This is a genomic window from Cohnella nanjingensis (genome assembly GCF_014212125.1).
GTDB lineage: Bacteria > Bacillota > Bacilli > Paenibacillales > Paenibacillaceae > Cohnella > Cohnella nanjingensis.
In genome coordinates, this window is record NZ_JACJVP010000059.1 from 1 (window position 1) to 24,378 (window position 24,378).

A 24,378-nucleotide genomic window follows, 5' to 3' on the forward strand; every position below is an offset into this window, starting at 1 on the left:
CTAGAACGTCTCTTTACTGCTCCGGCGGCCTTCGCCGCTCATGTGACGTACTCAGTACGTCTCTTTGTTGCTCCGGCGGTCTTCGCCGCTCATGTGACGTACCTAGAACGTCTCTTTACTGCTCCGGCGGCCTTCGCCGCTCATGTGACATACTCAGTACGTCTCTTTGCTGCTCCGGCGTCTCTTGCGATGCTTAATCGATCAATGAATAACTCATGATTCTGCCGCTTTTTGAAATATGGGGCTTCAGAAACTTCTTCTCGACCAGCGATCTCAAATTCTTGGCTGCCGTTCTGTCATTAATCCCTAAAGTTGTATGGATGAATGAAAAGTTCATATTGTTCCTATATTCCCCTGCCAGATGCAGAATCGCACGCTCGTACATGTTAAGGTCCGCTTCGCCGCGCTGCAGCCATCCTGCCCACTTCGCCAAACCGGCCAGCAGCGTCTGTTGACACTGCCGAGGCTTCTCCAAGATGTAGTCCCGGGAAAATCGCAGCATCTTCCACCCTTCGATCCAAATGTGATTCTGCCTCTCCAAGCCATCTCCAAATTGCCACCTGGTTATATCTCGCCCATGAGGACCATAACCGTCCGCTTCCAGGAGCAATCCGAGCCCGGGGGAAGGAAGATACGCATAATCGCCATACCTGACGCCATCCTTGAAATCGCGAATCTCGTACTCCGGATGCAAATGATCCAGATTCCCGACGGCCGGCCACCATACGTTCTCTAGGAATCGCTTTTCCAAGTAGCCGTGCTCCTCCTGCAGCCTCCGCTTGCGTTCACCGCGGCTGTCCTTGATCGCTCGCGCCATCATTAAATCATAGGCGTTCATAAATGCCTCGTCCTTCCCCGTTGACTTCATCGCTTCTCCCTCTCTCTCTTCTCAAATTAAGTGTCAAACGCGCACATCAAAATAAAAAAACCGCTCGCTCCGGATTATCCGGAACGAACGGCCTGTGCTTCAGGTCGAATATTGCGTAGGCATCTTCCACGTCTGAAGAAACGCTACATGCACCCATCCGTCGACACCTGCGTTGACGTGCGCTGCATGCACCCGTTCAATCTGCTTGTCATCCCGGACGCTATGCCGCATGCCCCGCGCTCGCAATGCCCTTAAGGCGCCGTCTCCAGGAACGTCACTTCGGGCATACGGTCGATCGCCGTGCGCATCGCGTATTCGTTCTCGAACAACGCCACGTTGTTGTCGTTCTTGTCCTTGACGAGCGTGGAGTTGATGCGGAACTTGGTCGGATCGATCTTGTCGGCGACGATCCAACGGGCGAACTGGAACTGTGTACGAGCGAGCTGGATGTCGACGCCGTACTCGTTCTTCATCCTGTACTCGAACACGTCGAACTGCAGTTGGCCGACGACGCCGAGGTACGTGTCCTCGAACGGACCGACCGACCGGAAGACCTGTACCATGCCTTCTTCCGTCAACTGATCGAGGCCTTTGAGGTATTGCTTCTGCTTCAAGGCGTTCTTCACGGACACCTTGGCGAAGATCTCAGGGGAGAACGTCGGCAGCTCGTCGAACGTGATGTTCCCGCCCTCCGCCAGACTGTCCCCGATGCGGAAGATGCCCGGGTCGAACAAGCCGATGATATCCCCCGGATAGGCGGTCTCCACGATATCCCGATCCTGCGCGAGGAACTGCTGCGGCTGCGCCAGCTTGATATCTTTGCCTACCCGCACATGGCGGACCGACATGCCGCGCTGGAACTTGCCGGAGCAGATGCGCAGGAAGGCGATCCGGTCGCGGTGGGCCGGATTCATGTTCGCTTGGATCTTGAAAATGTACCCCGTCAACTTCTCGTTCTCCGGCTCCACTTCCCCGTCCGTCGTGCGGCGGGACGTCGGCGCGGGAGCCAACTGCAGGAAGTTCTCAAGGAAAGTCTGCACGCCGAAGTTGTTCACGGCGCTGCCGAAGAATACGGGCGTCAGCTCGCCTGCGCGCACCTTGTCGTAGTCGAACGGATCGCCCGCCACGTCCAGCAGCTCCAGATCCTGCGCCAGCTGGTCGGCGAGATAGTCGCCCGCCATCTCGCGGATGGCCGGGTCGTTGTAGTCCTCGGCCGGACGAACTTCGATGGTGGAGTGGTCGTTGCCTTGGAACAGCTCCACCTGCTTCTTCATCCGATCATAGACGCCGCACAGCTCGCGGCCCATGCCGATCGGCCAGTTCATCGGCACCGAACGGATGCCGAGCACGCGCTCGATCTCCTCCAGCAGCTCGAACGGGTTCTGGCCTTCGCGGTCCAGCTTGTTGATGAACGTGAAGATCGGAATGCCCCGCTTGCGGCATACCTGGAACAGCTTGATCGTCTGCGCCTCGACGCCTTTGGCGACGTCGATCAGCATGACCGCGCTGTCGGCGGCCGTCAGCGTGCGGTAGGTGTCTTCGCTGAAGTCTTGGTGACCGGGCGTATCGAGGATGTTGACGTTTTTGCCGGCATATTGGAACTGCATGACGGACGAAGTGACGGAGATCCCCCGCTGTTTCTCGATCTCCATCCAGTCGCTCGTGGCGTGGCGCGCCGCTTTGCGCGCCTTGACCGAGCCCGCGATATGGATCGCGCCGCCGAACAGCAGCAGTTTCTCGGTGAGGGTCGTTTTCCCCGCGTCGGGGTGAGAGATAATCGCGAAGGTGCGGCGCTTGGCCACTTCCTGCTTGAGTTCTTCGCGGACGGATTGGCTCATGGATCACGGATTCCCTTCTTCAAGTAAAAACGGCTTTGCCGTCTTCCTAGACGGTGACACGTTTTTATCGGAGGTAATACAGAAATGGATAGGCGCAAAACCTATGCATTCTGTATGACGAACAAAATGACAGCTTCCATTATACCACACTACGCAAGTAAAAAAGGCTTTGCCGTCTTCGCAGATGGCAAAACGTTTTTATCGGAGGTCATACAGGGATGGATAGGCGTGGAACTTGTACATGCTGTATGACCAAGTAAAAAAGGCTTTGCCGTCTTCGCAGATGGCAAAACGTTTTTATCGGAGGGCATACAGGGATGGATAGGCGTGGAACTTGTACATGCTGTATGACCAAGTAAAAAAGGCGTCGTCGTCTTCCCGGAAAAGGACGAATCTTTTGGATCGCGCCACTCGATTTTTTCAAGGACGATTTGGATCGATAACGGGCGGATAGAGCTGCTCATCCGAAAAAAGCGCAGCCGAAGCAGCGACGCGAATAACGCCGCCCTTCCCCGAAGGGAGGGCGGCGTCATGGCCGCTACGAACTTCTTCTAAAGATTATGCGAATTCTTCGCCCTTGTTGCGCGGCGTCGGCCGAATGTCGCGCCTAGCTTTCCAGCGAGACGGCCGCCTGGGCTTCCGAAGCGTCGGTCTCCGCCTCCCGCTTTTTCAGCACCTCGTTTTTCATGAACCAGCAGATGAGGAACGCGGCGATCACGAAGCCGAGCGCGATGCCGTAAATGTTCTGGAAGGCGTGCGCGAACACCGAACGCACATCCTCCAGCAGCGAAGGCGACAAGCCTCCCGGGATGCCCCCGGTCATGATGTCGTCCGACGTGCCGGCCGGGAATTGATCCTTCATCCCCTGAACGCCGGTCTTGATGTGGTTGGCCAGCAGACTGCCGAAGATGCTGAGGCCGATCGTGGCTCCGAGCGACTGGAACAGCTGAACGGTCGAGAGCGCGATGCCGCTGTCCGCTTTGTCGACGGACTCCTGGACGATCAGGTTGTCGCCCCCGAACAGCGCGCCCATGCCGATGCCGAGGATAAAGAAGCTGGCGATCACATACAGAACCGTAGTGCCCACGCCCAGTTGAGACAGCAGATAGAACCCGATGATCGGCAGGATGAACGAGACGATGAACAGCGTGCGGTAAGGCACCTTCGTAATGAGGAAACCGTTCACGATGCTCGCGGGGATTGCGCCCGCCATGAAAGCGAGCATGAGATACCCGGCCGCGGTCGGCGTCAGTCCCATGACGTTCTGAGCGAAGAACGGGAATGAAGCGATCCCGCCCATAATGCCGAGCATCAAGACGAAGACGAGCAAGGACAGCACGACGACCGTCCGGTTCTTAAATAGATGAAGCGGAATGATCGGCTCCGCCGCCCGCTTCTCGATCCAGACCAGCAATCCGACGAGGAAAGCGGAGAGCGCCAGAAGACCGATAATGAGCGGCGACGACCACGACAAGCCTTGGTTGTCGATCAGCACCGGCGCCATCAGGAATGAGAGGAGCGCGAGGACGAGCGTGGCCGAGCCGGCCCAGTCGATCCGCTTTTTCTCCTCGCCGCGGGTCTCCCGCATGCCGGTCGCGATGACGGCGGCCGCGAGCAGGCCGACCGGGATATTGATGAGGAATACCCAGTGCCAGTTGACATGGCCGACCAGATAGCCGCCCACCGTAGGACCTAGCAGCTGCGGCAGGATCATGAGCGGGCCGACGAGACTCTGAATCTTGGCACGCTGTTCCAGCTCGTAGGTATCTCCCAGGATGACCATGGCGAGCGGCATGAGTCCTCCCGCTCCGATCCCCTGAATGCCGCGCCCGAGCAGCAGGATCGGCATCGAATGCGCGAGCCCGCTCACGATCGAGCCGGCCATGAACAGCGCCAGGCAGGTCAGGTAGACGCGCTTGCGGCCGTAAAGGTCGGCCAGCTTGCCCAGGATCGGCATGAACAGCGTAACGGAGAGCATGTAGACGCCCGCCACCCAACCGTACAGGGACAAGCCGTGCAGTTGCTTGATGATGGTCGGCATTGCCGTCGATACGATCGTCTCGTCGAGCTCGGCGAAGATCAATCCGAGCATGAGCCCGATCAGGACGAGCGCCTTGTTGTTTTTGTTTGGAATTGCAGTGGTCATGTTGCCTCCCCTATCTCTCTTAATGCATGGCGGACGCGCTGCCCGCCGCTGCCGTCCCCTTCTCTTCCGGCTGACCCGCCGACTGCTTCAGCATGCGATCCCCGCCCATGAACAAGCTGCAGGCGAAGCCGATCGCGATTGCGATGATGCCCGTGAGGAACACGCCTGTCACCCCGTGCGAGAAGGCCTTCTGCAGCTCGAGCAGCAGGTCCGCGGGGATCTTCGCTCGGGCGGCTTTGTCCAGCAGCGCCTGCGGATTCAGGAACGCCTTCAGCTGATCGGCCGGCACGCCGGCGAACTTCCCTGCCACGGACGGCATCTCGGCGGTCAGCCGGTTCGTCATGACGACGCCCATGATGCTAACGCCGATCGTGCCCCCGATAGACCGGAAGAACTGCGGCAGCGACGAGACGATGCCCCGTTGCTCCGGTCCGACCGCGCCGATGACCGCCGTATTCAGCGTCGGCATGATAAGTCCCATGCCGAGTCCCGCCAGCACCATGTACAGGCTGACCTGCAAGTTGGTCGTCTCCACGTCCATCGTCGCGAACAAGGCGAAGCCGGCGGCCATCAGGATCATGCCCGTAAGAATAAACGCGCGGTAGGAGAACCGGTTCAAGAACCGTCCGCCCACGACCGCGGTGAACACGACCGCCAGCATCATCGGCGTCAGGATATAGCCGGCGATGGAAGCCTTTACGCCGATGACGCCCTGGACGAACAGCGGAATATAGGTGATGGCGCCGAACAGGCCGACGGTGCTGAAGAAGCCGACGAGCGACGCGACCGCGATCGTCCGTTTGCGGAACAGGTGCAGCGGGATGAGCGGCTCTTTGACTTTGGTCTGAATCCACAGGAACGCCGCGAGCAAGACGGCGCCGATCGCGAACAGCCCGATGATCTGTCCGGAGCCCCAAGCATAGTGCGTGCCGGGAGATTCGGTATTGCCGCCGAGCACGAGCGCCAGCAGGATCGAGATGATCGAGCCGCTGAGCGTGATCGCGCCCAGCCAATCGATCGAGCGCTTTTTCTTGCTCACGTTCTCGCGGAGCGCGATGCCCAGAATGACCATGGCCGCGATCCCGAACGGCAGGTTGATGTAGAACACCCAATGCCAGCTCAGATGATCGACGAACAAGCCGCCGATCGCAGGTCCGATGATGCTCGCGATCGTCATGACGCCGCCGAACATCCCCTGCATCTTGCCCCGCTGTTCGAGCGAGACGACATCGCCGATGATCGTGATGGCCAGCGGCATGAGCGCGCCTGCGCCCAGACCCTGGATACCCCGGAACACGATCAGCTCCGTCATGTTCTGCGACAGGCCGCTGAGCGCGGAACCTAGGATAAACAGCCCCATCCCGATCATATACATCCGTTTGCGCCCGTACAGGTCCGCCAGCTTGCCGAAGATCGGCATGCTCGTCGTCGACGTCAGCATGTAGATGGAGAATACCCAACTGTAATACGTGAATCCGCCCAGGTCTTCCACGACGGTCGGCATCGCCGTCGCCATGATCGTCTGGTCGAGCGCGGACAACAGCATGCCCAGCATCAGCCCGACGATGACCAGAGGCAAATTTGTCTTCGAATGCGACATACGCCAGCTCCACTCCTTTTCTCTCCTTCAAGGACTGGTGCTAGCGTACGACGGTTTTGTGAACTCAATATGAACCGAATCTCCTCATTCTTCCAGCGCGCGCGAGCGATCGACGATCAGCGTCTCCGCTCGGCTTAGTGCCCTGCGCCCGCCTTCGCGCCTTGTTCCCCCTTGGCCGGCAAGATCATGCGGGCTTTGCCCATGAACAAGACCGCGACCAGCGCCAATGCCGCCGGCACCAAGGCCCATAGGAACATATGCGCGATCGAAGACGACAACGCGTCGATGATCTTGTTCAAGACATCCGGAGGAATCGCCTTGCGCTTCTCCGGCGTCAGCGTCTCCCGGATGTCGCCGATCGGCGCGGCTCCCGCATTCCCGCCGCCGAACGCATCCGTCAGCTTGCCGGTCAGCGTATTGCGCTGCATGATGCCGAAGACCGTCAGTCCGACGGTCATGCCGAGGGACCGGACGAACGACATCGTCGAGCTCGCGGAGCCCCGCTGCCGCGCGTCGAACCCGTGCATGCTGGACATCCCCAGCACGGAGAACGAGAAGCCGACGCCGACGCCCGTAATGATCATGTAGAAGACCAGCGTCGTCTTGGACGTGTCCGGCGTAATCGTGGAGAGCAGCGCTGCGCCGAGAATCAGGATCAAAGCGGACGCGATCATGACGTTCCGATAGGACGTCTTCATCGCGGCGAACGCGCCGATCTGCGACGAGAAGACCGAACCGAGCGTCAGCGGCAGCAGGATCAGGCCGGAATTCGTGGCCGAGCCGCCGTTCACGCCCTGCACGAAGATCGGAATATACATCGCGAACGTGATGAACGCGGCTCCGTAGAACAACCCGGCCAGCGTCCCGAACGCGAACAGCCGCTTGCGGAACATATCGTACGAGATGATCGGTTCCGCCGCTTTGGTCTCGACGTACAGGAAGACTGCGAGCAGGATGGCCGATGCCGAAAGCAGGCCGATGATCTGCGCGGAATCCCAAGCATATTCATGGCCGCCGAGCTCCAGGGAGAACATGAGGCAGACGACGGCGCCGACGAGCGTCGTTGCCCCCCACCAATCGATCCGCTGCTTCGCGTGCTCGACCGACTCCTTGTAGAACAGCAGAATCAGTCCGAGTGCGGCTAGGCCGAGCGGCAGGTTGATGTAGAAGATCCACTGCCAGGCGATATGATCGGTGATGTAGGCGCCGAGCAGCGGACCCGCCAGGCTCGACGTGCCGAAGACGGCGCCGAAGATGCCGGACATCGCGCCCCGCTTCTCCGTCGGAACGACGTCGAACAGGATCGTGAACGCGACCGGGACGAGCGCCCCGCCGCCGATGCCCTGAATCGCGCGGTAGATGCTCAGCTCGACGATGCTGGTCGCCGTGCCGCACAGCACCGATCCGAGCAGGAAGACGATGATGCCGAAGACGAAAAACCGCTTGCGCCCGTACATATCCGAGAGCTTGCCGAAGATCGGCATGCCCGCCATCTCGGTGACGAGATACGCCGAGGTGACCCAGACGATCTTGTCGTAGCCCCCGAGATCGGAGACGATGGTGGCCATCGCCGTGCCGACGATCGTATTGTCGATCGCCGCCACGAAGATGCCGAGCATCAGGGCGGCCAGCACGATGCCCATATGGCTTCCGGGATTACGCGTCACTCGTGGCCACTCCTTTTTGTTCTTGACTTGGCGTTTGATGGGTGCGGCGGATGAACAGGCCGATCACGAGCGCGACCACCGAGACGGCAAGGCCGATCCAGAACGAATCGTGCAGGCCCGCGAGCATGCCCTGCACCTGCTCCGCCTGCGTCGGCGCGGCCGGGTTGGCGGCGTTGCCCTCCAGGTAATCCTTCGTGCCCGACGACATGATGCTGATGAACAGCGCCGCTCCGATCGCGCCGGATACTTGCGTCAGCGTGTTCAGGATCGCGGTGCCGTGCGGGTACAGATGAGGCGGCAGCTGGTTCAAGCCCGTCGTCTGCGCCGGCATCATGACCATGGAGATGCCGATGAGCATTACGATATGGACGAAGATAACGTAGCCCGTGGAGCTTGTGGCTTCCATCTGCGTGAACAGCCAGAGCGAAGCGACGACGACGAACAAACCGGGGATGACGAGGACGCGCGGTCCGAACTTGTCGAACAGCTTGCCCGAGATCGGCGCCATGATCCCGTTAACCACGCCGCCGGGCAGCATCGTAAGGCCGGACTTGAACGCCGTCATGAGCAGCGCGCCTTGGAGGAACAGCGGCAAGAGCGTCAACGTCGAGAACAGCGTCATCATCAGCACGAACAGCAGAATGACGACGAGCGTGAACATCGGATACTTGAAGGCGCGCAGATCCATGATCGGATCCTTCAGCGCGAGCTGACGCCAGACGAACAGCAGCAGCGCGATGCCTCCGATGGCGATCGGACCGTAGACTTCAAGCTCGGACCAGCCGAGTTCGCCGGCTTTGCTGAAGCCGTACACGATGCCGCCGAAGCCGATGGTCGAGAGCAGGATCGAGAGGATGTCCACCTTAGGTTTGGTTGGGACGGTTACGTTGCGCAGGTACAGCGCGGAGATGAGGATGGCGATCGCCGCGAACGGAATGACGAGGAGGAACAGCCAGCGCCAGGACATGGAGTCCATGATCAGTCCCGATACCGTCGGACCGATGGCGGGCGCGAACATGATGACGAGACCGATGAGGCCCATCGCGCCTCCCCGCTTCTCCGGCGGGAAGATAACCAGGATGGTGTTCATTAACACCGGCAGCATGAGCCCCGTGCCCATCGCTTGAACGATCCGGCCCGTGAGGAGGACGCCGAACTCCGGCGCCGCCGCCGAGATGACCGTACCGGCGAAGAACAAGCCCATCGCGGCTAGAAACATCTGCCTGGTGGTGAACCACTGCTGAAGCATCGCCGTAATCGGGACGAGCACGCCGATGACGAGCATGTAGGCCGTCGTCAGCCATTGAATCGTGGAATACGGAACGTTGAACGCTTCGACGAGATCCGGCAGCGCGTTCCCGAGCAGCGTCTCGTTCAAGATCGCGACGAATGCGCCGATGATGAGCGCGAATACGATCGGTCCCCGTTTGATCTTGCTCAGATCGACGGATGGCGGCGTTGCCTCTGAACTTGCGGCATTCATTTTCTCTCCTACCCTTCTCTAACTCATTTTCTATATCCGTATGCTTCATCGACAACCTTATAACTGCACCCGTTCCTTCACCTCGGAATGCCGGTCGACCCGCAGCTCTTGGCGATACTCGATCCGGCCGATCTTGCAGCCCGCGCCGATGATGACGCGATTGCCGCGGACGATGCCGGCATCGGTATGGTGCAGCTCGACGATGTCGCCTTCGATGACTCGGGCATGCAGGCGAGCCGCTCCGTCGGAGTTGATCCACCCCTTCATTGTCGCTACCTTGCTCTTGCGGATGCGGATGAACCCTCCGCCGATCTCTTGCGCCCGGCAGGGGCCGTACATATTGAGATTGAGCCTCCCCGCGTTCAACAGCCCCGCGACCCGGAACGCGCCGGACAGATCCGCTTTCTCCAGCTCGCAGTCTCCGTCGGTGTCGAGATTGCCGCTGAACTTCAGCACGTCTCCCCTGATCCCGCTTTGGATCTCCAGATTACCGGTTCCCCGAATTTCTCCCGCCTGCAGGGCGCCGGTGATTTTGCATTCGCCGGTGAGCTTCAACGTTCCTTCCACGCGCAGATGGCCTTGGACTTTGGCCTCCCCGACGCAGTTCAACCGGGTGCAGTCGGTATCGCTGTACATCTCGCATTCGCCGATGATCCGGACCTTGCCCAGCACGCCGCCGACCGAGGAAGTCGTGCCGACCATTCTCACATCGCTTCTCGCCGCGTTCATCCCAGCTTCTCCTCCTTTCCGATCTTCGCCGTCTTGTGCACGTGCAGTTCCGTCCGATATTCCACGCGGCCGATCGTGCAACCCGGCCCGATCGTGACCCGATTGCCCCGCACGACGCCCGCCACCGTATTCTCCAGATCGATGTCGTCGCCTTCGATCGTATCCGTATGCAGCTCAGGGACCAGCTTCGGCATCATCCAGCGCCAGAGCTTGCTGTTGCGGAACGTCGCTTGCCTGCGCACCTGGATCGATTCGCCGCCGATCTCCTTCACCTTGCCCTGCGCTTGCATCCAGATATCGATCGTTCCCGCGTTCAGCAGCCCCCCGATCGAGAAGCCCCCTACCGCCTCCAAACGCTCCAGCTCGCAATTCCCCGAAGCCTTGAACAAGCCGTTCACCTGCAAGTGCTCTCCGCCTATTCCGCCGTTGATGTCGATGATCCCGTCGATGCGCATGTCATCGGCTTGGAGATGCCCGTTCACCTTCAGCTTGCCGTTCGCCTTGAACGTATTCGCGCGCAGATCCCCGGTGACCTTGCACACCCCGTCGATCAACACGGCGCCGTATCTTCCGCCCGTCGCATTGCCTACTCCGTTAATCTTCAAGTCCGGCCACTTCTGTTCTTCCTTCATCGGTGCGCCTCCTATCCCAATTTGCCGCTCAGTCGCTCGGCCATCTCCGTCATCGACAATCTCGCCACGAGCTTCACGCCGGCATCGTAGTACACGTCGGCCGGTACGGACACGAGCGCGAAGGACGATACCCCCATCTTGCGGGTGAACAGCAGCTCGCAAGGCTTCCCTTCGAACTTGGGGAAATGTTCGCGCAGCGTATCGGCCAATACGCCCGCTTCGTCCAAACTCATCTCTCCCCCGGACAGCAGCCGGTCTACGGTATGCAAGTACAGCAGCTGTTCGAAGCTATAAGATTCCGCGCCCGACAGCTGCGCCGGCGTACTGAACCGTTCTATGACAACCATCGAAACAATGTTACGTTCTGAAAGCTCGTGATGCGCAACGGCTGCTTCAAAGTGGAGGGGGGAGAATTTCCCCGCCAACTCGTCGAGCGAGAGGTCATCCTTCATGTTGAGGATCTTATCGATCCGCGCCAGGATCAGATCCTTGGGGAAAAACGTCTCCTGCCCCGTAAAAGTGGACTTCCGTACGAACCATTCTTCCGGAATGAGCTGCTTTCGCTTCCACCGGTACAACTGGCCGTACGAGATCCCCGTCAACTCGAGCAGGTCTTTTTTCGAGATCAATTCCCGGTCCATCTGTCTCACCTCTGAAGATAATGTAACATAACACTGTTACGTTGTAAATAGGGCTGTTTCGCTGCCAGCGAAATAAACCTCCGTACCGTTCGACGGGCCGACCTCCCGCGAAGGCGACCATATGCCCAGGGCATCAACTCCAAGAAGCCGCCGCGATAGACACGCGGCGGCCGGGGACGAATAGGTTTGATATGACGATCGGAACAAGGGGACTGCGTACGCATATCTCCTGCCCGTAAAAAAAGTCCGCCCCGCCTATCAAGGCGGAAGCGGACGTATCGTGACCCGAGCTTGCGCTCGCTTAATCGCCGATCAGCATCGCGCGCGCCGGCGCGGCGTCGATGCCGGTCAGCTTCAGGGGCGCGATGACGAGGTAGTAGTTGCCGGGCTCCACATGCTTCAGGCGAAGCCCTTCTACGATGATGACGCCCGCGCGCATCAGCGTGCGGTGCGTCGGATATTCGGATTGGGCGCGTTCGATGCCGAGCGCGTCGGTCGCGGCGATGGCGATCCCGATATCCGCCAGATACTTCGCGCCGTCCTCCCGCAGATAGACGAAGTCCAGGAGAAACTCCTCGCTGTACGAGCTGCTCGTCTTGAACAGGATCCGCTCTCCCCGTTGGATATGGAACGGCACGAGGTCTTCCTTGGTGATGGCGTCCTTCACGTGCGTCAGATCCAATACCCGCGCGGGACCGACCAGCTGGTCGAGCGAGATCGTCTCGATCGTCTCGCCGCCGGCGAGCATGTGCAGCGGAGCGTCGACGTGCGTGCCGCAGTGAACGTCCATGTCCAGGCGGCTCTCGTGCGGCTTGCCTTGATCGTGATTCTGCACGTTGGTGATCTTGGGCTTCTTGTGGTCGTAGCCTTTCCACACCTGCATGCCTTCCTCGATGGTCATGCTGATATCGTAAATGCGTGGCATATCCGGTTCCTCCTCGTTCAGGCTCGGCTTACTTGCCTGTATTCGATACCCAAATGACGTTGTCCTCGTCTTGGCCGTTCACGGGCCACCAGAAGTAGCCGTCTTCCTCCAGAAGCCCGTGCGCCTGCTGCGGTCCCCACGCGCCGCCCGGGTAGAAGGTCAGGTCGTCCGCGCTCTCCCGCCATGCCGCCGCGATCGGGTCGACCAGCTGCCAGGCGGCAGCCAGCTCGTCCCAACGGGTGAAGTAGGTCGAGTCCCCGCGTCCGGCGTCGAAGATCAGCCGCTCGTAGGCCTCCGGCGTATTGATGCCGACTTGGCAGCTCTGGCAGAACTCCATCGCCACGGGCTGCACCGTCATATCGTTGCCCGGCTTTTTCGCGTTGAACTTGATGTAGATGCCTTCCATCGGGTTGACGCGGATGACGAGCAAGTTCGGCTGCAGCTGCTGCTTGCTCGCGAACAGAACGTTGTTCGGCACGTTCTTGAACTCGATGACGATCTCCGTGGACTTGACCGGCAGGCGCTTGCCCGTGCGCACGTAGAAAGGTACGCCGGCCCAGCGGAAGTTGTCCACAAACAGGCGCGCCGCGAAGAACGTCTCCGTGGCCGAATCGGCCGGCACCGAGTCCTCGTTGCGGTAGCCCTTGATCGGCTTGCCTTTCTGTTCGCCTTCGGTATACTGGCCGCGGACGACGCGCTCGCGCACTTCGTCCGGGGTGGAGAAGCCGCGCAGGGAACGCAGCACCTTCACCTTCTCGTCGCGGATATCCTCCGGGTCGAGCCGGCTCGGCGGTTCCATGGCGATCATCGTGAGCATCTGCAGCATATGGTTCTGAACCATATCGCGGAGGGCGCCCGATTTGTTGTAATACGCGCCGCGTTCTTCGACGCCGACCGTCTCGGCGAGCGTGATCTGCACGTTCGCGATATGGTTGTTGTTCCACAGCGGCTCGAAGAAGGCGTTCGCGAAGCGGATGACTTCGATGTTCTGCACCATTTCCTTGCCCAGGTAATGGTCGATGCGGAACACTTCGTCCTCTCGGAACACGTGGCGGATCTCTTCGTTCAGGCTCCCCGCGGAAGGGTAGTCGTAGCCGAACGGCTTCTCGATGACGAGACGGTGCCAGCCGCCGCTCTCGAGCATCCCGCCGTCGCGCAGATTGCGCGAGACGGTGCCGAACAGCTCCGGCGCTAGCGCCAGATAGAACAGGCGGTTGCCCGGAATCTCGTAGCGGGCTTCCAACTCCTCGGTGGTCGCCTTCAGTTCGCGGAAGCCGTCCACGTTACCGATATCGAGCGAGTGGTAGGTGAAGCGCTCGGCGAACTCGCGCCAAGCCTGCACCTCGTTCGGCTTGTACCTGCAGAATTCCTGGATCGACTCGTAGACGTCGTCGCGGAACTGCTCCGCCGTCCGCGGCCGGCGGGCAAGACCTACGATCGCGAAGCGTTCTCCAAGCTTGCCTTCGCGATAGAGACTGTACAGGGCGGGGAACAGCTTGCGCCGGGCAAGGTCGCCGGTCGCCCCGAAAATGAAATAGACCGCGCCTTCGGCGGTGATTTGATCCAATGTTTTGTCGGCCATGATCCTCAACTTTCTGTGATCGGGAATGGAATTGCGCGGGTGCGCGCCGCCTTCGGCTGTACCGCTTTAAAGCGGAAGATCAGCCAAATCTCATGTACTGTAGTTTATCATAATTGACCGAGCGGCGCTATGCTTTTAGCGGCTTTTTCCATGTCCGCTCCCGTCTCGCCGCGGGAGAGAATTCCCGGAATCCTTCCCGTATCATTCCCCATTTTCCGGTCCGATCCGTCAATTTAGCGCTCCCGCCGGAATAGGCTACGATAGGTAGCTTACCGTATGTATTCGTTCCCCCGAATTCGGGGTAATGGTTCCTATTCAGAAAGGAGGCGAGACCCCTATGCTCCCGCGCGTCAATCGAATCCAACGTTACACGCCGGTACTCCCGATCGACCCGGTCTATCCGCTCTATCCGTTCCGGGAGGAGCCCGCTCTGCCGGAGCGTCCGTCCTTTCCCGTCCGGAATCCGGTTCGGGACGAACGCCGCTTGGCCCAGTCGTCCCCGCTGCGCAGCGCAGCCGAGGCCGCGGGGACGGTCGTCCGCCAAGCGATCGAGGTGCGCGATGCCGCCGATCGCGCCAGCCGCGCCCCGACCGATGCGTCGATGCTGGAACTGCAGGCGAAGGCCGAGCGCTTCCGAGCGCGGCTCGCGTCCGAAACCGCGCTTCGCCTGGACGCCAATCTCGCGCAGCGGCTGAACGACGCCCGCACGCCTTCGGACTGGCGGCGCATCGCCGAGCCGTTCGCCGCCGAGCCGCCCCGCCATCTGCTGCCGGCGGACGCCGGGATCTATACGGCGGCACAGCAGCTTCGTTCGCTCCATCCAGGCACGGGCATGATCGTGGCGGAGCAGATCTAACAGCGAAGGGCCGCCGCGGCGTCCTTCACGGAGGGCCGCGTTTTATTTGGGAGCGGGAGCCGCAGCTTTCCGGGGCCGGGTCACGAAGCCGACGCGTCAACCCTGCGGAAGACGCAAAAAAAGGAGAGCCTCAGCTCTCCTCACTCCGCCAGTCCGTGTCGATGGGCATAGATCGCCGCTTGGGTGCGGTCCTCTACGCCCAGCTTGCCGAACATGTTCGTCAAATGATACTTGACCGTCTTGATCCCGATGAACAGCTCGTCGGCGATCTCCTGGTTGGACTTGCCCTGCGCGATGAGCTGCAGCACTTCCATCTCCCGCTCGGTCAATTCCTCGTGCGGCTGCGCTTCGGACTGCGCCGGCTTCCGGAACCGGTTCATCATCTTCGAAGCGACTTGGGATTCGAGGACCGACTGGCCGCGCGAAGCCGCGCGGATCGCATCGGCGATCTCGGATGCCCGGGAAGTCTTGAGGAGATAGCTGAACGCGCCGGCTTCGATGACGGGATACATCTTCTCGTCGTCCAGAAAGCTCGTCAGCACGATGACGCGGCATTCCGGCTGCTGTTCCAGAAGCCTCCGCGTCGTCTCGATGCCGTCCATGCCCTCCATGACCAAATCCATCAGTACGACGTCGGGTTCGTACGCTTTGGCCAGCCTGAGCCCTTCCATGCCGTTGCCCGCTTCCCCGACGACTTCGATGCCGTCTTCCGTCCCCAATACGGCCGCCAGTCCGATTCTCACCATCTCGTGATCATCGACCAACAGCACTCGGATCGGCTGCTGTTCCGCCATCTTCCCACCCTCTCTCTTCCGCCACGATCGGCACCCGAATTTCGATTCGCGTTCCTTTGCCCGGCGCGCTGGCGACGTTCAAGGAACCGCCGAGCTCGTTCACGCGTTCTTCCATGCTCACAAGCCCGTAGGAGGCATGCTTCTTCTCCTGCACGTCAAAGCCGACGCCGTTGTCGCGGATCGCCAGCCTGACGGTCTCGCCTCTTCTATGTAAGGCGATGTCCATCTTCGTTGCCCGCGCATGCCGAAGGGTATTGGACAGCGCCTCTTGCACCATCCGGAACAGATGGTTCTCCACGCCTTTGTTGAGCGGGAGTTCGTCGTCCATGTCCAGGGAGATGTCGACGTCCACTTTGGCTTTCATTTCCTTCACAAGCTCCGGGATCGCCTGGGACAACCGCTTGCCTTCCAGATGTATCGGCCGCAGATGCAGCAGCAGCGCCCGCATCTCGGACTGGGCGACCGAGGACATCTCCTCGATCAGCTCAATCTGGCGGCGCGCGCGTTCGAAGTCGTGATCCAGCGTCCGGCCGACGGCCGTGGCCGTCATCGAGATCGCGAACAACTGCTGACTGACGGCGTCGTGCAGCTCTCTGGCCAGGCGCTGCCGCTCCTCGACGACGGCGCTCATCCGCGCCTTGGCGGCAAGCTCCGTATTGTTGGTCGACAGCCGCTGCAGCGTCGTAACCTGCTCTTCCCACTTGCGGCTGATCCGCGTGAGCTGTTCGGCCAACCGGCCGATCTCGTCCTTGCCCATGTTCGGCAGCGGTTGGACGGCGCTTCCCCGCTCCAGCATCAGCATCGAATCGCGCATCAGCTCGATGCGGTTGCGGATCGGATAGCAGCGGATCAGCCCGAAGGCCGCGCCCGCCACGATCAGCACCCCCACCGCCGTCAACCCGAAAGTCACGATCGACGACCAGGATTCGAAGGGAGCCGCGAGCCCCTGGCTTTCCAGCAGGTAAACCACAAGCACGCCGATGCCAAGGGAGAACAGGACGGCTTCGCCCATGTGACGCCAAACCATTCGAATTCCCCCTTAGATCGGCCTGATTTTAATATTCCCTACGAGATAAAAGAGCTGGAGTTTCACTTGGTATTCCTGTCTGTCGTAGTCCGGCGACCGCCAAGCGATCCGGTTCATCATCCCGTTCTCGTGCTTGCCGTTCCAGGCGACTTGTCCGGCGAGGACATTGGCCTCGATCTGCAGGCCGTAATCCTCCGGCACGATCAGATCGATATCGCCGACCAGGCCTTGAAGCACGATCGTCGTCTCCTTCTCCTCCGGCACGGCTCTGGAGAGATCCATGCGCACTTCGCCGAACAGATGCCAATACCCCATCGAATGCATGACCCAGCTCGGTTGATCGAGCCTGAGGTTCAAGATCGGCCGATGCCGGCTGACGTAATTGCCTTTGGCGGGCGGCTTGGCTTTGAGGAAATAGATGCCGAGCGAGATGAGAATGACGACGAGCACCAAGCCCATGTTGCTCGCGACCAGGATGATGGCGCTGATCGCGATCAGCGCAATCGCGAGCCGGCTGCGGTCGAACCGATACCGTTCGATCCCGAGCCAGAGCAGGAGAATGGCGTTGATCGTCGCATATCCCGCAAGTCCGCCAAGCGCAAGATAGAGTCCGGCTGCTATGAGCACCATCGAGGTCTTGGATAGATTCTTCATGTCAGCCGCACCCCCTGTCGCGCAATCTCCGCCCTAATGGCATGGAAAGCCATAACGGATCCGAAGGTCCGTTATGGCTGGAACGCATCCTTGCTAGCATACCATAGATCCCCTGCTCCCGGGAATGCCCCGTTCGCTTACTCGGCTTCGGCTTCGGCCTTCGGCGCGATGCGGTTCTTCAGCGCCGCGAGCTCCTGCTCGACGCGGTACGCCTTCTCCGGATCGACGGACGATGCGGATACCGCTCCGAACGGCGTGCCCGGCATACGGGCGACGTCGGCTTCGGCTTCCATCTGCATGATCTTCTCTTCCATCCGGTAGAACCCGCGGGACGCCGAGCCGCTCTCGATCGTATGCAGCGAGCTGACTTGCGCTATTTGCTTGCGGGCTTTGGCCATTTGGGCGCGAGCCGCGAGCTCGTTGCGCTTGTTGCGAAGCTTGTAGTACTCTTCCTTCATCTCGTGCAGCTGCGCCGTCAGTTCGCTGACTTGCGCGTTCGATTGCTCGTGAAGACCCAGCAGGCTGTTCGCCTGGCCTTCGTAGTAGACCTTCTCTTCCAGCAGCTTGCGGGCGATGATCTCGTTGCCGCCGAGCAGCGCTTGCTCAGCTTGGCCTACGCGCTCCGTGCTGATGCGTACCGCTTCGTCCAGGCGTTGCTTGAGGCGTCTTTCCGCCGCCATCTGCCGCGCTACCGTCACTTCGGCGTCGCGAATCTCCGTCTCCATGTCGCGGAGATATTGATTCAGCATGACGACCGGGTCCTCCAGCTTATCCAGCAGTTCGTGTACCGATGCCTTCGTCATATCTTTTACGCGTTGAAATACTCCCATTTGTCATTCTCCTTTCGATTGCTGCTCGAATTTGGTGATGCGGGCTTTCAGGTCTTCGATTTCTTTTTTCAGTGCTTTTTTCTCGATATCTTCCATCATCGCGTCCAGCTCCGGTGCAGCCGTGTCGGCCGCCGCGGATGCGGGGCGAGGCGAAGCCGGTCTAGGCGCGCTGCCTGCGCTCGGGCCGCGGGTGCCGGCCCATGGCGGCGGGGTGTGGCTCCAAGCCGGCTCGGCATGCGGCGCATGCTGTTGCGGAGGAGGCGTCCAACCGCCTTGCGGGGGCCGCCAGCCGCCGGCGGAACCGAAGGGATCGGCCGCGAAGGGGCCTCCGCCGTAGGGCTCCCGCGGGATGACGAATCCGGCGATGATATAGACGAAGACAACGGAACCGGCCGAGAAGACGGTGACGATGATGAGCAGGATCCGAAGCAGCGTCGCGTCTACGCCTAAGTATTCGGAGAGGCCTCCGCATACGCCGAACAGTTTGCGATCCCGCGTCGAACGGTACAGTTTGCGCATCGATTAACCTCCTTGCTGCAGTTTGCGTTTCAGATTTTGCATTTCTCTCTCCACGACGTCCTGGACGACCGCTCCCGCATGGTAGACCATCTCTTGACCCATCCGGCGCAGATCGCGCAAGCTCTTCGTCTCGAGCTCCAGATCCGTGAGATGCTCATCGACCTTGCGAAGCATCTGCGAAGGATCCGAGGATCCCGGGCTGAAGCGCGCGTTCAAGCGCTGCTGGAGCCGGAGCGACTCCATCCGGGCGATGTAGAATTGACGCCGCTCGTATACGTTGCGGTATTCGTCGCGCAGCTCCTGCAGCAGCTGCTCCAGTTCAAGCAGCTCGCTGCGGCTCTGTTCGTGGAGGCCGCGGTAGCGTTCCTCGCGTTCCTCGTGCGCCACTTTGTCCTGCAGAGCGAGCTTCGCCGCGTTTTCTTCGCCCGCTTTGAGCGCCGTCAACGCTTGCTGCTCGCGCCGTGCTTTCCATTGCTCGGCGTCTTTCCATTGCCGCTGAAGCTGTTCGGTATGCGAAGCATATTGCCGATACAGCTGCTCGCATTGCCCGATCTCCTGGTGTGTCGACCACAAGAACTGATCGATCAAGCGGACGGGATCTTCCGCCTTCTCCAACCTCTCGTTCAGCGTGGCCACGGTCATGTCGCGTACTCTTTTCATTACACTCATGCTTCGATCCTCCTTGGCTTACCAGCGCCGGCTTCGCCCTGAATTGTTGCCGAGCATCGAGATGCCCAGCACGATCAACCCGATCACCGCGATCCAGAAGATCACGACGGACAGCTTGCCCAGCAGCATGAACGCTCCGATGATGCCGATAATGGCGCCTATCAAGCGGTAGCCGTTCCGCCATGCCAGGACTCCGAGACCGATGACCAGAATTGGAATCAGCAGTCCGATGAACCAACCCACGACGTTGCCGAGTTTACCGAAGAGCAGCAGCGCCCCCACAACGATCAATACGACAGCCCATCCATTGTTCTTTTTCAATCGTTTCTCACCCCTTCATGGAATCCGTCGTTGTTAACGATTCGCTCGGTCGCTAGATGGCGAATCCGTTTTTCCTTGCCTCACAAACTTATTGTAAACGTTCCGCCTATTCGACATAACGGACCAACGCACGTTTTTGATCCTAGACTGTGGTCGGGGCAGGCCACGGTCTCAAGTGCCAACCCCGGCGGACGATCGTCCAACCGCCCGCGGAACGGGCTGATCGAGGCGGCCCGGGCGTGCATTTCTTCCTATGGATACAGCAAACCTGCGCCGCCGCTTACGGACGCCGGATATGCGTTTCTTTCCTCTATGCGGCACGCGTCAAGCACCGAATAACGAAGGCGATGCGGAGAGATTGCCGGCTCATAGCGGCGTCCACTTGGGGAACATGGCTGCTTGTCCGATGTACCGTCCGTTCGCGTCCGCGACGTTCCAGATGACGGCCTACTCGATCCGGAATCTCCGACCGCCTCGCGACACGCGGACGCCCGCATACGCGTCCGAGTACCCCTGGCTCCGCACCTCCTGCAGGAGACGCGCGCGCTCGTCGCGGGCCATCGGCTCCGCCGTGAGCCGCGACGGCGTCGACGTGAACGTCTCCCAATCCATCTCCCAGAGGCGCAGCGCCGTCCGGTTGCCGTAGTTCAATACCGGATCCGCCTCCGTGCCGTGCGACAAGAGGACGAAGGGCGCCTCATAGAGACGTTCCGCGATCGAAAAGCGCTCGCCTTCTCCTCCATGTTTACGATCCGCCGTGTCCGGCAGCAGCGCGTGACCCGTCGCCCGCGCGTAGCTATCCGCCAGGAGCCGGCTATGCGCCTCCAGCCATGCTTCTCTCCCTTGATTCACGTTTATCCTTCCTCTCCAGCCGGGGCTTGCGGCTCCGTTTTATTCTGACGATAACGCGGTACCGTTGGCGCCGTCAAGCGGCGCTAGGCGGGATTTCCGCAGCGGCCCGTTCCCGCTTTTCGGTTTCACCCCTTGCGAAGTTGGACAAGAAAGAAGTATCCGACGCGTTGGAAGGAGGAGTACGCCGTGCCTTGGACCAAAAAGGACTACCCCGACTCCTTGCAAAACTTCATGGCTCCGGTGCGCAACAAGGCGATCGAGATCGCGAACGCCTTGCTCGAAGAGGGCTATGAAGAAGGCAGAGCCATCTCGATCGCCACGGCCAAAGCCAAGGAGTGGGGCGAGGACCACCGCAAGCAGATTCGCAAAAAAGGGCACTGACCAGCAGGCATGACCTATCCGAAGGAGGAATAAACATGAGCGAACGGCAGCACGTCATCCAAAAAGATGCCCGACTGGACGTTTCCCGCGCGGGAGAAGCGATCGCCCGAATCGACGCCCCGAAGAGGGAGGAGATCCTGAGGGACTTCGACGCCTTCCGGGAATACCTCGGCAAACGAATCGCGATCGGCCAGTCGCTCGGTCTCGGCGAAGAACAGTTGGCGCGGGTCGCCGAGAAAGTCGGCGACTATCTGGCCGAGCATGAGGAACCGCGCAATGCCGAGGAGCAATTGCTGAGGGAGCTGTGGAGGGTCGGCGAACCGGACGAGCGTCACAAGCTCGCCCATATGCTGGTTCGACTGGCCGGACGGGAATGAACCATCCTGATCACCAACCCTAGACATCCGCCGGTCTCCGGCGGATGTTCCAGCCTATAGAGGGAGGGCGACGATGAGCAAGAATCGAACGATCCGCTTCGCGGAACATTTGTATTGCCGTTTCCAAGACGACGAAGTGCCCGCGATGGGCGCTCAGCTGACGTACTATCTGATCCTTGCCGTATTTCCCTTCCTCATTTTCCTCGTGGCGCTGATCGGCTACACGCCCTTCACGACGGCGGATATGATGGATGCGGTCTCGAAGCTGCTGCCCGACCTGTCGAACCAAGTGCTGGCGGAGACGCTGGACGGCATCCAGAACAACCGCAGCCATACGCTGCTGTCCATCGGGATGATCGGCACGTTATGGTCCGCTTCCAGCGGCGTGAACGCCATCATCAAGGCGCTGAACAAAGCCTACGACGAGCCCGAGACCCGTCCTTTCTGGAGAGTGAAGGGGCTCTCCCTGCTCTGCACGGTGATCCTGACGGTCGTGATCTTCCTGAGCCTGGCGCTGCTCATCTTCGGCCGCTGGCTGGGCGATCGGCTGTCCGACTTCTTCAGCCTGCCCGCTTTCTTCGACGAAGTATGGGCAGTCGGCCAGTTCGCCATTCCGGTCGTCATCATCGCGGTTGTGTTCCTGTTCCTGTACCGCTATGTGCCGAACCGGCATCTGACCTTCCGCTCCGTCCTTCCCGGCGCGCTGTTCGCGACGCTCGGCTGGATATTGGCTTCGTCGCTGTTCGCTTTCTACGTCAATAACTTCGGGAACTATACGAAAACCTACGGCAGTCTCGGCGGGATTATCGTTCTGCTGACCTGGTTGTACATAAGCGGCATCATCATCGTGGTGGGCGGCGAGATCAACGCGACCCTCGCCTTCGACGCGGAGGGCAAGGCGAAGCCGGATTGCAAGAAGTTCGCACTCGAACTTCCTTTTCTAAAGAAGAAAAAAGGAGGGAAACCGCTCCCCCCTTCCGCAAACACGTAAGTTCTACGATTCGGCCGCCATACCGCCTGGCCGGCTCCGGTGACACACCGGGACCAGCTAAACGCCTTTAAAATCAAAAAGAGCTGTCTCTTGAGCAGAATTAGCTACTCATTAGACAACCCGTACATGCAATCCTTGGTGCTGGTGAAGGGACTTGAACCCCCACTCCGTCGCCGGAAGCGGATTTTGAGTCCGCCGCGTCTGCCATTCCGCCACACCAGCAAGTGATGGCGCGCCCTAAGAGATTCGAACTCCTGGCCTTTTGATTCGTAGTCAAACGCTCTATCCAGCTGAGCTAAGGGCGCGCATTATGAAGTTGGAGGCGCCACCCAGACTCGAACTGGGGGTAGAGCTTTTGCAGAGCTCTGCCTTACCACTTGGCTATGGCGCCAAGAAAGCTATGGAGCGGAAAACGGGGCTCGAACCCGCGACCTTCTCGTTGGCAACGAGATGCTCTACCACTGAGCTATTTCCGCATAAAGCATGGCTGGGGATCTAGGATTCGAACCTAGGAATGACGGAGTCAAAGTCCGTTGCCTTACCGCTTGGCTAATCCCCAAAAACATTGAAGTCGTAAGTGGGGCGATCGAGGGGAATTGAACCCCCGAGTGTCGGATCCACAAACCGATGCGTTAACCACTTCGCCACGATCGCCATGTTTGATTAGAAGTTGCTTTGGCAGGGGCAGCAGGAATTGAACCCACACTAACGGTTTTGGAGACCGCTGTTCTACCTTTAAACTATGCCCCTATAAAAGGTAAAAGATGTGGTGGAGGATGATGGATTTGAACCACCGAACCCGAAGGAACAGATTTACAGTCTGCCGCGTTTGGCCACTTCGCTAATCCTCCATGACTGTAAAACAAATGGTGCCGTCGAGAGGACTTGAACCCCCAACCTACTGATTACAAGTCAGTTGCTCTACCAATTGAGCTACAACGGCTTACTAAGCAAAATCAGATGGTGGCTCGGGACGGAATCGAACCGCCGACACGAGGATTTTCAGTCCTCTGCTCTACCAACTGAGCTACCGAGCCATTTGGGTAAATGGCGGAGCTGACGGGATTCGAACCCGCGGTCTCCTGCGTGACAGGCAGGCATGTTAGGCCTCTACACCACAGCTCCACATTAACGTCTCGGATCACTCCGAAGATAGAAGATTGGTTGCGGGGGCAGGATTTGAACCTGCGGCCTTCGGGTTATGAGCCCGACGAGCTACCGGGCTGCTCCACCCCGCGTCGTTGTACATCTTCTTCTAAGGCGACGTTCACTATCATAACCGATATCGCCCTGGCATTGCAAGCCCTTCGTCCACATTTTTTTGTGCGGAATCAAGGCATAACAAGTAATGGTGACCCGTAGGGGATTCGAACCCCTGTTACCTCCGTGAAAGGGAGGTGTCTTAACCCCTTGACCAACGGGCCATGAATACTGGCGGAGAGAGAGGGATTCGAACCCTCGAGACGCTTGTGACGCCTACACGATTTCCAATCGTGCTCCTTCGACCAAACTCGGACATCTCTCCATATGGCTCCCCGAACAGGACTCGAACCTGTGACAACTCGATTAACAGTCGAGTGCTCTACCAACTGAGCTATCAGGGAATGTGTTTTGAAACTTAGCGTTCCAGCCTGGCGACGTCCTACTCTCCCAGGACCCTGCGGTCCAAGTACCATTGGCGCTGGAGGGCTTAACGGCCGTGTTCGAGATGGGTACGCGTGGAACCCCTCCGCCATTATCACCAGACCGGAATGCTTACAGAGCTTGCGCCCTGAAAACCGGATGCGAAACGAAGCTAGAAACATCTTTGCCTGTGGTATGCTGCGGCTTGAGCCTTTACCTTCACCCTAACGGGTGTTGGTTGTAGGATAAGCCCTCGACCGATTAGTACTCGTCAGCTACACACATTGCTGTGCTTACACCCCGAGCCTATCAACCTGGTGTTCTTCCAGGGGTCTTACGAATTGGGAAATCTCATCTTGAGGCGGGCTTCGCG

At 59.7% G+C, this 24,378-nt stretch carries 23 protein-coding genes, 15 tRNA genes, 2 rRNA genes and 1 pseudogene; 5 read left to right on the forward strand and 36 right to left on the reverse strand.

Annotated elements, in window-relative coordinates; all coding sequences use genetic code 11:
- Positions 1–219, forward strand: a 219-nt coding sequence (locus tag H7C19_RS34505; protein WP_221469564.1) for a hypothetical protein, incomplete at its 5' end; no start/stop codon positions are given.
- Here H7C19_RS34505 and H7C19_RS30250 read toward each other — a convergent pair.
- From H7C19_RS30250 to zwf, 11 genes are all read right to left on the reverse strand, one after another.
- The gene (locus tag H7C19_RS30250; protein ID WP_185672832.1) at positions 194–838 is read right to left on the reverse strand and encodes a DNA-binding response regulator; all 645 of its coding nucleotides are present in this window, start codon (positions 836–838) and stop codon (positions 194–196) included. The two genes, H7C19_RS34505 and H7C19_RS30250, sit on opposite strands and share 26 nt — an antisense overlap.
- A 281-nt stretch (positions 839–1,119) precedes the next feature.
- Positions 1,120–2,706, reverse strand: coding sequence for a peptide chain release factor 3 (locus tag H7C19_RS30255; RefSeq protein ID WP_185672833.1), 1,587 nt, complete (start codon positions 2,704–2,706; stop codon positions 1,120–1,122).
- Positions 2,707–3,313: 607 nt separating this feature from the next.
- Complete coding sequence (locus H7C19_RS30260; RefSeq protein WP_185672834.1) at positions 3,314–4,852, reverse strand: MDR family MFS transporter; 1,539 nt, start codon at positions 4,850–4,852, stop codon at positions 3,314–3,316.
- A 19-nt stretch (positions 4,853–4,871) separates the two neighbouring features.
- The gene (locus tag H7C19_RS30265) at positions 4,872–6,452 is read right to left on the reverse strand and encodes an MDR family MFS transporter (protein WP_185672835.1); all 1,581 of its coding nucleotides are present in this window, start codon (positions 6,450–6,452) and stop codon (positions 4,872–4,874) included.
- 134 nt (positions 6,453–6,586) lie between these two features.
- A complete protein-coding gene (locus H7C19_RS30270) occupies positions 6,587–8,095 on the reverse strand; it encodes an MDR family MFS transporter (RefSeq protein WP_185672853.1) in 1,509 nt (502 codons plus the stop codon).
- A gap of 13 nt (positions 8,096–8,108) precedes the next feature.
- The gene (locus H7C19_RS30275; protein WP_185672836.1) at positions 8,109–9,602 is read right to left on the reverse strand and encodes a DHA2 family efflux MFS transporter permease subunit; all 1,494 of its coding nucleotides are present in this window, start codon (positions 9,600–9,602) and stop codon (positions 8,109–8,111) included.
- 57 nt (positions 9,603–9,659) lie between these two features.
- Positions 9,660–10,331, reverse strand: coding sequence for a hypothetical protein (locus tag H7C19_RS30280; RefSeq protein WP_185672837.1), 672 nt, complete (start codon positions 10,329–10,331; stop codon positions 9,660–9,662).
- Positions 10,328–10,963 carry a hypothetical protein gene (locus H7C19_RS30285; protein ID WP_185672838.1) on the reverse strand — a complete coding sequence of 212 codons (636 nt, stop codon included), beginning with the start codon at positions 10,961–10,963 and terminating at the stop codon, positions 10,328–10,330. The genes H7C19_RS30280 and H7C19_RS30285 overlap by 4 nt, the downstream gene beginning before the upstream one ends.
- Before the next feature lie 11 nt (positions 10,964–10,974).
- A complete protein-coding gene (locus H7C19_RS30290) occupies positions 10,975–11,604 on the reverse strand; it encodes a YhbD family protein (RefSeq protein WP_185672839.1) in 630 nt (209 codons plus the stop codon).
- Positions 11,605–11,905: 301 nt separating this feature from the next.
- Positions 11,906–12,529, reverse strand: a complete 624-nt coding sequence (locus tag H7C19_RS30295) for a cyclase family protein (RefSeq protein ID WP_185672840.1) — start codon at positions 12,527–12,529, stop codon at positions 11,906–11,908.
- 28 nt (positions 12,530–12,557) lie between these two features.
- Entirely contained in the window at positions 12,558–14,111 is a 1,554-nt protein-coding gene (gene zwf / locus H7C19_RS30300; protein ID WP_185672841.1) for a glucose-6-phosphate dehydrogenase, read from the reverse strand.
- 337 nt (positions 14,112–14,448) lie between these two features.
- Between zwf and H7C19_RS30305 the strand changes: the two genes are divergently transcribed.
- Positions 14,449–14,967 carry a hypothetical protein gene (locus H7C19_RS30305; RefSeq protein WP_185672842.1) on the forward strand — a complete coding sequence of 173 codons (519 nt, stop codon included), beginning with the start codon at positions 14,449–14,451 and terminating at the stop codon, positions 14,965–14,967.
- A 140-nt stretch (positions 14,968–15,107) separates the two neighbouring features.
- Here H7C19_RS30305 and H7C19_RS30310 read toward each other — a convergent pair whose 3' ends face one another.
- The 8 genes and pseudogenes from H7C19_RS30310 to H7C19_RS30345 all read right to left on the reverse strand — a co-directional run bounded on the left by H7C19_RS30310 (position 15,108) and on the right by H7C19_RS30345 (position 20,633).
- Entirely contained in the window at positions 15,108–15,761 is a 654-nt protein-coding gene (locus H7C19_RS30310; protein ID WP_185672843.1) for a response regulator, read from the reverse strand.
- Positions 15,721–16,788, reverse strand: a complete 1,068-nt coding sequence (locus tag H7C19_RS30315) for a sensor histidine kinase (protein WP_185672844.1) — start codon at positions 16,786–16,788, stop codon at positions 15,721–15,723. The genes H7C19_RS30310 and H7C19_RS30315 overlap by 41 nt, the downstream gene beginning before the upstream one ends.
- A 12-nt stretch (positions 16,789–16,800) precedes the next feature.
- Positions 16,801–17,442, reverse strand: a complete 642-nt coding sequence (gene liaF / locus H7C19_RS30320) for a cell wall-active antibiotics response protein LiaF (protein ID WP_185672845.1) — start codon at positions 17,440–17,442, stop codon at positions 16,801–16,803.
- A 137-nt stretch (positions 17,443–17,579) separates the two neighbouring features.
- Complete coding sequence (locus H7C19_RS30325; RefSeq protein ID WP_185672846.1) at positions 17,580–18,272, reverse strand: PspA/IM30 family protein; 693 nt, start codon at positions 18,270–18,272, stop codon at positions 17,580–17,582.
- A 3-nt stretch (positions 18,273–18,275) separates the two neighbouring features.
- The gene (locus tag H7C19_RS30330) at positions 18,276–18,791 is read right to left on the reverse strand and encodes a PspC domain-containing protein (protein WP_185672847.1); all 516 of its coding nucleotides are present in this window, start codon (positions 18,789–18,791) and stop codon (positions 18,276–18,278) included.
- Between the two features lie 3 nt (positions 18,792–18,794).
- Entirely contained in the window at positions 18,795–19,460 is a 666-nt protein-coding gene (locus tag H7C19_RS30335) for a PspA/IM30 family protein (protein WP_185672848.1), read from the reverse strand.
- An 18-nt stretch (positions 19,461–19,478) separates the two neighbouring features.
- Positions 19,479–19,781 (reverse strand): hypothetical protein, encoded by a 303-nt coding sequence (locus H7C19_RS30340; RefSeq protein WP_185672849.1) that lies wholly within the window; start codon positions 19,779–19,781, stop codon positions 19,479–19,481.
- A 366-nt stretch (positions 19,782–20,147) separates the two neighbouring features.
- Positions 20,148–20,633 (reverse strand): annotated as a pseudogene (locus tag H7C19_RS30345) (MEKHLA domain-containing protein).
- A gap of 186 nt (positions 20,634–20,819) precedes the next feature.
- Here H7C19_RS30345 and H7C19_RS30350 point away from each other — a divergent pair.
- The 3 genes from H7C19_RS30350 to H7C19_RS30360 all read left to right on the forward strand — a co-directional run bounded on the left by H7C19_RS30350 (position 20,820) and on the right by H7C19_RS30360 (position 22,382).
- Positions 20,820–21,014 (forward strand): DUF2188 domain-containing protein, encoded by a 195-nt coding sequence (locus H7C19_RS30350; protein ID WP_185672850.1) that lies wholly within the window; start codon positions 20,820–20,822, stop codon positions 21,012–21,014.
- A 35-nt stretch (positions 21,015–21,049) separates the two neighbouring features.
- The gene (locus H7C19_RS30355) at positions 21,050–21,391 is read left to right on the forward strand and encodes a DUF3243 domain-containing protein (RefSeq protein ID WP_185672851.1); all 342 of its coding nucleotides are present in this window, start codon (positions 21,050–21,052) and stop codon (positions 21,389–21,391) included.
- A gap of 73 nt (positions 21,392–21,464) precedes the next feature.
- A complete protein-coding gene (locus tag H7C19_RS30360; protein WP_185672852.1) occupies positions 21,465–22,382 on the forward strand; it encodes a YihY/virulence factor BrkB family protein in 918 nt (305 codons plus the stop codon).
- Positions 22,383–22,518: 136 nt separating this feature from the next.
- On the opposite strand, the gene H7C19_RS30365 is transcribed toward H7C19_RS30360, so the two are convergent.
- The 17 genes from H7C19_RS30365 to H7C19_RS30445 form a co-directional block, all read right to left on the reverse strand.
- Positions 22,519–22,604 (reverse strand) — tRNA-Leu (locus tag H7C19_RS30365).
- Between the two features lie 6 nt (positions 22,605–22,610).
- Positions 22,611–22,687 (reverse strand) — tRNA-Arg (locus H7C19_RS30370).
- A 12-nt stretch (positions 22,688–22,699) separates the two neighbouring features.
- Positions 22,700–22,773 (reverse strand) — tRNA-Cys (locus tag H7C19_RS30375).
- A gap of 10 nt (positions 22,774–22,783) precedes the next feature.
- Positions 22,784–22,858: transfer RNA gene (locus H7C19_RS30380), tRNA-Gly, on the reverse strand.
- Between the two features lie 8 nt (positions 22,859–22,866).
- Positions 22,867–22,941, reverse strand: a tRNA-Gln gene (locus H7C19_RS30385).
- A 19-nt stretch (positions 22,942–22,960) separates the two neighbouring features.
- Positions 22,961–23,036: transfer RNA gene (locus tag H7C19_RS30390), tRNA-His, on the reverse strand.
- A 22-nt stretch (positions 23,037–23,058) separates the two neighbouring features.
- Positions 23,059–23,132 (reverse strand) — tRNA-Trp (locus H7C19_RS30395).
- 17 nt (positions 23,133–23,149) lie between these two features.
- Positions 23,150–23,233: transfer RNA gene (locus H7C19_RS30400), tRNA-Tyr, on the reverse strand.
- A 16-nt stretch (positions 23,234–23,249) separates the two neighbouring features.
- Positions 23,250–23,325 (reverse strand) — tRNA-Thr (locus tag H7C19_RS30405).
- A gap of 18 nt (positions 23,326–23,343) precedes the next feature.
- Positions 23,344–23,419: transfer RNA gene (locus H7C19_RS30410), tRNA-Phe, on the reverse strand.
- Between the two features lie 11 nt (positions 23,420–23,430).
- A tRNA-Asp gene (locus H7C19_RS30415) sits at positions 23,431–23,507 on the reverse strand.
- A gap of 36 nt (positions 23,508–23,543) precedes the next feature.
- A tRNA-Met gene (locus H7C19_RS30420) sits at positions 23,544–23,620 on the reverse strand.
- A gap of 111 nt (positions 23,621–23,731) precedes the next feature.
- A tRNA-Glu gene (locus H7C19_RS30425) sits at positions 23,732–23,806 on the reverse strand.
- 8 nt (positions 23,807–23,814) lie between these two features.
- A tRNA-Ser gene (locus H7C19_RS30430) sits at positions 23,815–23,907 on the reverse strand.
- Between the two features lie 3 nt (positions 23,908–23,910).
- Positions 23,911–23,986: transfer RNA gene (locus tag H7C19_RS30435), tRNA-Asn, on the reverse strand.
- A gap of 25 nt (positions 23,987–24,011) precedes the next feature.
- Positions 24,012–24,128 (reverse strand): 5S ribosomal RNA (gene rrf, locus H7C19_RS30440).
- 118 nt (positions 24,129–24,246) lie between these two features.
- Positions 24,247–24,378: ribosomal RNA gene (locus H7C19_RS30445) — 23S ribosomal RNA — on the reverse strand; the annotation flags it as partial.

Coding starts and splice junctions, on each gene's coding strand:
- H7C19_RS30265 (WP_185672835.1), bottom strand. CDS start 6,452: ATGTCGCATTCGAAGACAAATTTGCCTCTGGTCATCGTCGGGCTGATG.
- H7C19_RS30310 (WP_185672843.1), bottom strand. CDS start 15,761: ATGGCGGAACAGCAGCCGATCCGAGTGCTGTTGGTCGATGATCACGAG.
- H7C19_RS30270 (WP_185672853.1), bottom strand. CDS start 8,095: ATGGGCATCGTGCTGGCCGCCCTGATGCTCGGCATCTTCGTGGCGGCG.
- zwf (WP_185672841.1), bottom strand. CDS start 14,111: ATGGCCGACAAAACATTGGATCAAATCACCGCCGAAGGCGCGGTCTAT.
- liaF (WP_185672845.1), bottom strand. CDS start 17,442: ATGAAGAATCTATCCAAGACCTCGATGGTGCTCATAGCAGCCGGACTC.
- H7C19_RS30260 (WP_185672834.1), bottom strand. CDS start 4,852: ATGACCACTGCAATTCCAAACAAAAACAACAAGGCGCTCGTCCTGATC.
- H7C19_RS30330 (WP_185672847.1), bottom strand. CDS start 18,791: ATGCGCAAACTGTACCGTTCGACGCGGGATCGCAAACTGTTCGGCGTA.
- H7C19_RS30325 (WP_185672846.1), bottom strand. CDS start 18,272: ATGGGAGTATTTCAACGCGTAAAAGATATGACGAAGGCATCGGTACAC.
- H7C19_RS30275 (WP_185672836.1), bottom strand. CDS start 9,602: ATGAATGCCGCAAGTTCAGAGGCAACGCCGCCATCCGTCGATCTGAGC.
- H7C19_RS30285 (WP_185672838.1), bottom strand. CDS start 10,963: ATGAAGGAAGAACAGAAGTGGCCGGACTTGAAGATTAACGGAGTAGGC.
- H7C19_RS30295 (WP_185672840.1), bottom strand. CDS start 12,529: ATGCCACGCATTTACGATATCAGCATGACCATCGAGGAAGGCATGCAG.
- H7C19_RS30315 (WP_185672844.1), bottom strand. CDS start 16,788: ATGGTTTGGCGTCACATGGGCGAAGCCGTCCTGTTCTCCCTTGGCATC.
- H7C19_RS30360 (WP_185672852.1), top strand. CDS start 21,465: ATGAGCAAGAATCGAACGATCCGCTTCGCGGAACATTTGTATTGCCGT.
- H7C19_RS30250 (WP_185672832.1), bottom strand. CDS start 838: ATGAACGCCTATGATTTAATGATGGCGCGAGCGATCAAGGACAGCCGC.
- H7C19_RS30335 (WP_185672848.1), bottom strand. CDS start 19,460: ATGAGTGTAATGAAAAGAGTACGCGACATGACCGTGGCCACGCTGAAC.
- H7C19_RS30255 (WP_185672833.1), bottom strand. CDS start 2,706: ATGAGCCAATCCGTCCGCGAAGAACTCAAGCAGGAAGTGGCCAAGCGC.
- H7C19_RS30280 (WP_185672837.1), bottom strand. CDS start 10,331: ATGAACGCGGCGAGAAGCGATGTGAGAATGGTCGGCACGACTTCCTCG.
- H7C19_RS30290 (WP_185672839.1), bottom strand. CDS start 11,604: ATGGACCGGGAATTGATCTCGAAAAAAGACCTGCTCGAGTTGACGGGG.
- H7C19_RS30355 (WP_185672851.1), top strand. CDS start 21,050: ATGAGCGAACGGCAGCACGTCATCCAAAAAGATGCCCGACTGGACGTT.
- H7C19_RS30305 (WP_185672842.1), top strand. CDS start 14,449: ATGCTCCCGCGCGTCAATCGAATCCAACGTTACACGCCGGTACTCCCG.